Below are 7,624 nucleotides of genomic sequence, written 5' to 3' on the forward strand. Positions count from 1 at the left end.
GTCTCCCCCGGGATCGAGCCCCGGCACAACATTGGGAGGTCAGCAGTGCCGCACGTCGAGATCGCGCCATTTCAGGGGTTCGGGCTTGGGCTGCGCATCCCGCACTTCCAAAACTTCCTCACCGAACCCGTCCCCGTGGATTTTATCGAGATCATCTCGGAGAACTTCATGGTCGCCGGCGGTCGCCCGCTCCATGTGCTCGACCAGGTGCGGGAACGTTGGCCCGTCGCGATGCACGGGGTTTCGATGTCGATCGGTTCGGCTGACGGGGTGCGCACGGACTATCTCACGCGGCTCAAGGCGCTCGCCGACCGAGTCCAACCTTTGTGGGTGTCGGACCATCTCAGCTGGTCGCGGGTCGAGCGCGTCAATTCGCACGACCTTCTGCCCCTGCCGTTCACCGACGAGGCGCTCGACGCCGTGTGCGCCAATATCCTCCACGTGCAGGACGTGCTCGAACGCCCGCTCGTGCTGGAGAACCCGTCGACCTACCTGACCTTCGCCGATGACCAGATGACCGAATGGGCGTTTCTTACCGAGATGACCAAGCGCACCGGCTGCTATCTCCTCCTCGACGTGAACAACATCTATGTCAGCGGCACGAACAACGGCTTCGACCCCTATGAGTATCTCGCCGGTGTCCCTACCGATCGCGTCCGCCAGATCCATCTCGCAGGCCATAGCCAGGGGCGAGAGCGCTTGATCGACACGCACGACCAGCCGGTGCCGGATCCAGTTTGGGACCTGTTCAGGCGGATCTACCCGCGATTGGGCCCGGTTGCAGCGATGATCGAACGCGACGACAACATCCCGCCGCTTGGCGAGCTGCTGTCCGAACTCGACATCGCCCGCCGGATCGCCACCGAAGCAATGGCGGTCGCGGCATGAGCCTGCTCGCCCTGCAGCGGACGTTCCTGGACTTTCTGCTCGACCAACCGACCGAGATCCCGGTTGCCGTCAACGGCGGGGCCGGGCCGGGGCTCGCCGTCTACCACAATGCCTATAGCGCTCAGCTGGTTGCCTGTCTGAAGGACAGCTACGAACGGCTTTGGGCATGGCTCGGAGACGACGCTTTCGAAGCTGCGGCGCGCCATCATATCGGCCTTCACGCCCCGACCAGCTGGACGCTGGGCGATTACGGGATCGGTTTCGCCGATACGATCGACGCCCGCTATCCCGAGGACCCGGAGGTTGCGGAAATCGCCGCGCTCGATTGGGCCCTGCGACGCGCGTTCGATGGCCCCGATGCTTCGCCATTTGATCCAGCGCGCCTCGCCGAGATCGATTGGGACGATGCCGTCATCCACTTCGTCCCAACGCTTGAACTGATACCGGTGAGGACGAATTGCGGTGCGATCTGGACGGCGATCGCGGCCAGCGATGATGTTCCCGCCGCACAGATGCTGCCCGAACCGGCCTGGGTGCGGGTGTGGCGGGTGGACCTGCAGCCGCATTTTGCGACGATCGAGCGAACGGAAAGGGACGCCATCCAGCTCGCTGCGTCCGGCGTGACCTTCGCCCGGCTGTGCGACCGGCTTGCGGAAACGAGTGGTGTGGAGGAAGCGGTCCTTGCCGCCGGGCGCTATCTGACGTCTTGGCTGCAGGACGGTTTGATCACCGACATTCAATAAAATCGAACCGCTCGCCGTTGATCGCGAGAGTCCGTCGCAGAAACCGGTTGCCAACCGGGTTGCCGCCCCGGATCGGGGACATTGTTCAATGATTTTAAGGCGAAATGGCGGAGACGGAGGGATTCGAACCCTCGGTACCAGTAAACCCGGTACGGCGGTTTAGCAAACCGCTGGTTTCAGCCACTCACCCACGTCTCCGGATCACGGCGAAGGCGGGCTATAGCCGCGCATGCGCTGCGGATCAACAGCGCGTTCGCATGTTACCTGGCCTAAAATCGACTCGGTTGGTCGCGCTCAACCGCGCGGTTCATTGTCGCGACAGGCACGATGGCGTTACGGGGGCGGATTGAGGCGTGGGGAGAAGAACGATGCGAACAGGATGGCACAGCGTCCCGAGAAGCGGGGCCGCTTTGGTGTTGGCGCTTGCTACCGCCTCCGCCCCGGTGGCGGGGCAGGTGCGCACGATCGACCCCAATCAGGCGATCGATTCCGATCTGCGCGGCCAGAACGCTCCCGCGCCCGCACAGCCGCAATATCCCGCCGCCACGCCGACCACACCCGATAGCCAACGCTACCCCGATGCCCCGCGCTATCCGGACGCCCCGCAGTCGAGCGTGCCGCTCTCGGGCCCGACCCCGACGGCAGCGCCCCCCAGGCGGACAAAATGGCACCGTGCGCGATGAGCGGGCGCAGGCGGCCGCGCGCGACGGGGCCGATGCCGAATCTGCCGCGAGCCAGACCTTCCAGAAGCAGGAGTTGCTCAACGCCGCCGAGGGCACCTTCGGCAAGGGTGCGGCCGGCCTCGCCGGGATCCTGGAACGCACGCTGAAGGAACAGGGGCAGCCCAATGCCTATATCGCCGGGCGCGAAGCGTCGGGCGCGGTGGTGGTCGGCCTGCGCTATGGCAAGGGCACGATGTTCCACAAGGTCGAGGGGCAGCAGCCGGTTTATTGGACCGGGCCGTCGGTCGGCTTCGATCTCGGCGGTGATGCCAACAAGGTGTTCGTATTGGTCTACAACCTCTACGATTCGGAAGACCTGTACAAGCGCTTCCCGGCGGGCGAGGGGCGCGTCTATTTCGTCGGTGGCTTCGCCGCGACCTATTTGCGGCGCGGCAATATCGTGTTGATCCCGATCCGGCTGGGCGTCGGCTGGCGGCAGGGCGTGAACCTTGGCTATATGAAGTTCAGCCATACATCGAAGTGGTTCCCCTTCTGAGCCAGCGACCCGCCAGCGCCGCGCCGCGCACTCGAGCGGTGCTCCGCGCGGTGCTGGCTGCGGCCTATCTCGCGGCGGGGGTATTGCACGTCGCGGTGCCGGGGCCGTTTCTGTCGATAACCCCCGGCTTCGTGCCCTTTCCCAAGGCGGTGATCCTCGTCACTGGGCTGTGCGAGATTGCCGGGGCGGTGGGGCTGTTCCTGCCGCGCTGGCGGTGGTGGGCCGGGGTGATGCTGGCGCTGTATGCGGTGTGCGTCTATCCCGCCAATGTGAAACATGCGGTGGATTATATCGAACATGGCACGGGCGGATTGAGCCTGTGGTACCATGTCCCGCGTTTGCTGTTTCAGCCGGTGATCGTGTGGTGGGCGCTGTTCGCCGGCGGCGTGATCGACTGGCCTTTTCACCGGCGGAGCAGCTTCCGATGAGCGATATCGACGACACCATCATCGACACCCCCGACGGCCCGATGACCTGGGCCGCGTGGAAGAAGAAGAACCCGGTGCAGATCCCCTCGCGCCGCACCAAGGGCAAGGATTTGCCGGTGAAAGTGAAGCGCTTCACCGAGAAGTGAGCGTTCGCGCTGCGGCGGGTAAGGTTAGGGGACGGATAGCAATAGCGGCCGGACCGGCGCCTAGACACGTTCAGGAGCGCAGGAGGTCAATCGTCTGTCGCTCGAAAGCCTGCGGGTCTTGCGCCGCCGTGTGAAGCGCGTGTTCGTCCAGCGCCAAAGCAACTTCGCCGTTCGCAAGGACGAGCCCGGCATCGCAGGCTGCGGCGAGCGTGCCGAGATCGTGGAGGGCCGTGATCAGCGTCAGCCCATCATCAACCATGCTGCGCAAGACCTCCCGCACATCAAAGATCGCCACGGGGTCGAGCCAGTTGAACGGCTCATCCAGAATGACGCGCGGGTGACCGCCCGCAAAGGCGCAGGCGATCGCGACCCGCTGCCGCATTCCGGCCGAGCAATCGCCGATCCAACGGTCCAGCAGTGGGGCGAGCGCCAAGGCGAGGGACAACCGCCCCAAACGGGGGCGGACATCATCGTAGCTGCCGCCGACCAGTTCGAGAACGTCGCGGACACGCACGCTATCCGGCAGCGTATGGGCGGGCGGACAAAAACCGAAGCGCAGCGCGCGTCCGGCGCGATCCGAGGCTAGGTCCTGGCCATCGACCAGACACGATCCGGCCGCGAACGGCAGCCTGCCCGCAAGCGCGCGTAGCAAGCTGGTCTTGCCCGATCCGTTGGCACCGATGAGGCCGAACCACGATCCGCGCGCGACCCTCAGATCGACGTCCTGCACGACACGCTGTCCGCTCCGTTCAACCGCCGCCCCGGCAAGGTGGATCGCGGGGCTCATGCCAGCAGCCACGTCTTCGTGCGGGCCCGGTGTTGCAACTGCCACAGGATCGCGACGGCGAGAAACGGCAAAGCGATCGGCAGGAAATAGGCTAGAAACAGGAGCAGCCCCGCGAAGATGGAGACGATGAGATCGGCGAACCGCTTCCCGTGCAGGCAATAAGCGAGGACGCGCAGGACCAAAAGCAGCAGCACCGCGCCCGAGACCGCCGTGACGACGGCTGCGGCAACCGACCCCGCGATCAGCCAGCATCCCGGCACCGCGAGCGCGAGGAAGTACGCCATGCTCTTCCCATGATAGCCGACGATGCGCCATGGCCCATAGCCGGTGGTCGCCATGAAGCGAACGACGTCGGAATCGACGCTGGTGAGTGCTAGTGTGAGCAGCGTGGTCTCGATGCCGAGGATCGCGATCAGCGTATTCGGCGTAAGCGATCGCTCCAATAGGAGCACCACGAGCAGCGTCGAGGCGACAAGGGCACCCGCTTGCCCATGGCGCAACCATGCCCGGATTACCCGTGCCGACCCGACTCTGTCGGCCAACCTCTTTGGCACGGTGACGCCGCTCATGAGCGCGGCCAAGAGCGTTCCAGCCAAATAGCTCGCACAGCCGACGATCAGCAGCGAGGGTGCGACGACCAGCAGGACTGTGGCCAGCAGGGCGAGCGCGATGCCATGCCAAGCGGCGATATACCGTCTGCGGGTTGCTGGGCGCAGCGCGTCGACTGCGAGCAACCCGTCAAAGCCGTGGAACGCCAGACGTTTCGCGACAAGACGTTCAGCGCTGGTGCCGAGGAGGAGACCGGCACCGACTGCCGACCACGCCGCGATCGTCCAAGGCCGCTCCGCCAGCCACGATTTGATCATCGCTAATGTGATGATCAGCACGGCCACAGCGACAAGGCGGTCGTTCCATCCTGCAAACGCGGCGCGTATCGTGTTGATCGCAATGCGCCCGTCATGGCGGAACAGCCGGTTACGGTCGCTGTCGGGGGAGATCATGGCGGCAGACTAGCCTGTCAGCCCATATCTGCAATTGGGATCGTCCAACCAAGCCCCCTCACCCAAACTCCACCGCCTCGAACCGGATCGGCTCCCCAACCGCTGCGCCAGCCAGCGCGCCGTCCCACATCACGCGGTGGCCGCGGACGATGGTGCCGATCGGGCGGCCGGTCAGCTCCATGCCGGTGAAGGGCGACCAGCCGCAGCGCGAGGCGAGCCAGTCTTCGGTGATCGTCCAGCGCGCCTTCAAGTCGACCACCGAGAAATCGGCATCATAGCCGACCGCGATGCGGCCCTTGCCGACGATGCCGAACACGCGCTGCGGCCCGGCGCTGGTGAGGTCGATCACGCGGGCAAGCGTGGTGCGCCCCTCCGCCACATGGTTGAGCATCAGCGGCAGCAGCGTCTGCACGCCGGGCATGCCGCTGGGCGAGCCGGGATAGGGCTTGGCCTTTTCCTCCAGCGTGTGCGGCGCATGGTCCGAACCGAGAATGTCGGCAACGCCCTGATCGACCCAATGCCACAGCCCGTCGCGATGCGCGCCCGAGCGGATCGGCGGGTTCATCTGCGCCAGCGTGCCGAGCCGGGGATAGGCTTCCTCGCCCGCCAGCGTGAGGTGCTGCGGGGTCACCTCGCAGGTCACGATGTCCTTGTGGGCGCTCAGGAATTCCAGCTCGGCGGGGGTGGTGATGTGCAGCACATGGATGCGCCTCCGCGCCGCGCGGGCGAGCGCGACGATGCGCTTGGTGGCGAGCAGCGCGCTTTCATCGTCGCGCCACACCGGATGCGAGGACGGGTCGCCGGGGACGCGCTCGTCGGCGCGGGCGTCATGCGGTCCTCATCCTCGGCATGGATGGCGACGCGGCGATGGCCCGAAGCGAGCACGGCGGCGAGCGAGGCGTCTTCCGACACCAGCAGATCGCCGGTCGAGGCCCCCATGAAGATTTTCACGCCTGCGGTGCCGGGCATCCGCTCCAGCTCGGCGAGATCGGCGGCATTGTGGTTGGTCGCGCCGACATAGAAAGCATGGTCGCACCACATGCGATGATGCGCGCGGGCGAGCTTGTCGGCGATCGCCTCGGCCGAATCGGTATTGGGCTTGGTGTTGGGCATTTCGAACACGGCCGTCACGCCGCCCAGCACCGCCGCGCGCGCGCCGGATTCCAGGTCTTCCTTGTGGACGAGGCCGGGTTCGCGGAAATGGACTTGCGTGTCGATGACGCCGGGCAGGATGTCGAGCCCGGTGCAGTCGATCGTCTCGCCCGCATCGCCGGCCGCGCCGATCGCGGCGATTTTCCCTGCGATCACGCCGACGCTGGTCTGCACCGGACCCGCGGGCAAATGGACGGTGCCGTTCTTCAGGAGGAGATCGAAAGTCACTGCACGCACTCCGTTCGGGCGGAATCTGTCGAAGCCCTGACCTTGATCCCCGCCCGTCGGGGATAGGCAGCCGGGCGGCACGCGCGCGGCGATGGGTGACAAAGAGTCGCGGGCTTCCTACCTGTTAGCCATGCCAGAAACCACCCTGACCGACCGAGCGCTCCTTCGTATCGCGGGCGATGACCCGCGCGGCTTCCTGCAGGGGCTTGTTACGCACGACATGGCGAGCGTGGTGCCGGGCGCGCCGCAATGGGGTGGGCTGCTGACGCCACAGGGCAAGGCGCTGTTCGATTTCATGCTGTGGGCCGAGGGCGAGGCGATCCTGGTCGATTGTGAAGCGAGCGCGGCCGAGGCGTTGGTGCGGCGCTTGTCGATGTACCGGTTGCGGCGCGCGATCACGATCGAGCGCACGGGCGGCGCGGTGCATTGGGCGCGTGAGGGCGAGCAGGGCGTGCCCGATCCGCGCCTGCCCGCGCTCGGGCGGCGCTGGATCGGCGACGCGGGCGATGCCGCGACGGGCTGGCTGGCGCACCGGCTGTCGCTGGGCGTGACCGAGGGGCAAGCCGAACTGGGCAGCGACCAGACGCTGTGGCTGGAATGCAATGCGCGCGAGCTGAACGGGGTGAGCTTCACCAAGGGCTGTTATGTCGGCCAGGAAAATACCGCGCGGATGCACCATCGCAGCAAGGTCAACCGGCGGCTGGTGGTGGCGCCGCTCGGCGAAGCGGGGGACCGCACGCGGGTGACGTATCCTGAATTGGGCCTGATGGTGGAATTGCGCCGGGTGGAGGCGCTGGGGGATGCGCTGGTGCCCGACTGGATGGCGGCGGCGCTGGCGTAGACACGAGTGTTCGCACTCGCGTGTTGCGTGTGCGAGCGGATTGTGGCCATGTCGGACGGGAGATAAGGGGCCCCGAGTGATCCACAGCGCGTCATCGATCTGCCACGCGTCCGCACGGGCGGCGGGCTGGCCCCGGACGGGGATGCACGTGCGGCCCGGCATGTGCCGCCGCTGATGGCGAGCGCGCCTGTT

The 7,624-nt window shown here is 66.3% G+C and carries 7 protein-coding genes, 1 tRNA gene and 2 pseudogenes; 6 read left to right on the plus strand and 4 right to left on the minus strand.

The features are described from left to right. The first annotated feature begins 45 nt into the window (after positions 1–45). Positions 46–888 (plus strand): MNIO family bufferin maturase, encoded by an 843-nt coding sequence (gene bufB, locus NW75_RS02530; protein ID WP_033963552.1) that lies wholly within the window; start codon positions 46–48, stop codon positions 886–888. After that, positions 885–1,631, plus strand: a complete 747-nt coding sequence (locus tag NW75_RS02535; protein WP_033963553.1) for an HvfC/BufC N-terminal domain-containing protein — start codon at positions 885–887, stop codon at positions 1,629–1,631. Before bufB ends, NW75_RS02535 begins: the two co-directional genes overlap by 4 nt. A gap of 105 nt (positions 1,632–1,736) precedes the next feature. Here the strand turns inward: NW75_RS02535 and NW75_RS02540 are convergent. Continuing rightward, positions 1,737–1,829 (minus strand) — tRNA-Ser (locus NW75_RS02540). A gap of 170 nt (positions 1,830–1,999) precedes the next feature. On the opposite strand from NW75_RS02540, the pseudogene NW75_RS22640 reads away from it, so the two are divergent. From NW75_RS22640 to NW75_RS24890, 3 genes and pseudogenes are all read left to right on the plus strand, one after another. Next, positions 2,000–2,849: pseudogene (locus tag NW75_RS22640) on the plus strand (EipA family protein). Further along, positions 2,834–3,277, plus strand: a complete 444-nt coding sequence (locus tag NW75_RS02555) for a DoxX family protein (protein WP_033963557.1) — start codon at positions 2,834–2,836, stop codon at positions 3,275–3,277. The pseudogene NW75_RS22640 and the gene NW75_RS02555 overlap by 16 nt, the downstream one beginning before the upstream one ends. After that, the gene (locus NW75_RS24890; protein ID WP_169313335.1) at positions 3,274–3,423 is read left to right on the plus strand and encodes a hypothetical protein; all 150 of its coding nucleotides are present in this window, start codon (positions 3,274–3,276) and stop codon (positions 3,421–3,423) included. Before NW75_RS02555 ends, NW75_RS24890 begins: the two co-directional genes overlap by 4 nt. A 70-nt stretch (positions 3,424–3,493) precedes the next feature. On the opposite strand, the gene NW75_RS02560 is transcribed toward NW75_RS24890, so the two are convergent. The 3 genes and pseudogenes from NW75_RS02560 to NW75_RS02570 all read right to left on the minus strand — a co-directional run bounded on the left by NW75_RS02560 (position 3,494) and on the right by NW75_RS02570 (position 6,591). Then, positions 3,494–4,210, minus strand: coding sequence for an ATP-binding cassette domain-containing protein (locus tag NW75_RS02560; RefSeq protein WP_033963573.1), 717 nt, complete (start codon positions 4,208–4,210; stop codon positions 3,494–3,496). After that, positions 4,207–5,211 carry a hypothetical protein gene (locus tag NW75_RS02565; protein ID WP_052192064.1) on the minus strand — a complete coding sequence of 335 codons (1,005 nt, stop codon included), beginning with the start codon at positions 5,209–5,211 and terminating at the stop codon, positions 4,207–4,209. Before NW75_RS02565 ends, NW75_RS02560 begins: the two co-directional genes overlap by 4 nt. A 58-nt stretch (positions 5,212–5,269) precedes the next feature. Next, a pseudogene (locus tag NW75_RS02570) lies at positions 5,270–6,591 on the minus strand (dihydroorotase). Between the two features lie 130 nt (positions 6,592–6,721). Here NW75_RS02570 and ygfZ point away from each other — a divergent pair. Next, a complete protein-coding gene (ygfZ, locus tag NW75_RS02575; protein ID WP_033963559.1) occupies positions 6,722–7,432 on the plus strand; it encodes a CAF17-like 4Fe-4S cluster assembly/insertion protein YgfZ in 711 nt (236 codons plus the stop codon). The last annotated feature ends 192 nt before the right edge of the window (positions 7,433–7,624 follow it).

The organism is Sphingomonas sp. Ant H11 (assembly GCF_000797515.1).
Lineage (GTDB): Bacteria > Pseudomonadota > Alphaproteobacteria > Sphingomonadales > Sphingomonadaceae > Sphingomonas.

What these genes read in the sequence shown, in the direction of transcription:
- NW75_RS02535 (WP_033963553.1), top strand. Translation starts at nt 885, where the DNA reads ATGAGCCTGCTCGCCCTGCAGCGGACGTTCCTGGACTTTCTGCTCGAC.
- NW75_RS24890 (WP_169313335.1), top strand. Translation starts at nt 3,274, where the DNA reads ATGAGCGATATCGACGACACCATCATCGACACCCCCGACGGCCCGATG.
- NW75_RS02560 (WP_033963573.1), bottom strand. Translation starts at nt 4,210, where the DNA reads ATGAGCCCCGCGATCCACCTTGCCGGGGCGGCGGTTGAACGGAGCGGA.
- NW75_RS02565 (WP_052192064.1), bottom strand. Translation starts at nt 5,211, where the DNA reads ATGATCTCCCCCGACAGCGACCGTAACCGGCTGTTCCGCCATGACGGG.
- ygfZ (WP_033963559.1), top strand. Translation starts at nt 6,722, where the DNA reads ATGCCAGAAACCACCCTGACCGACCGAGCGCTCCTTCGTATCGCGGGC.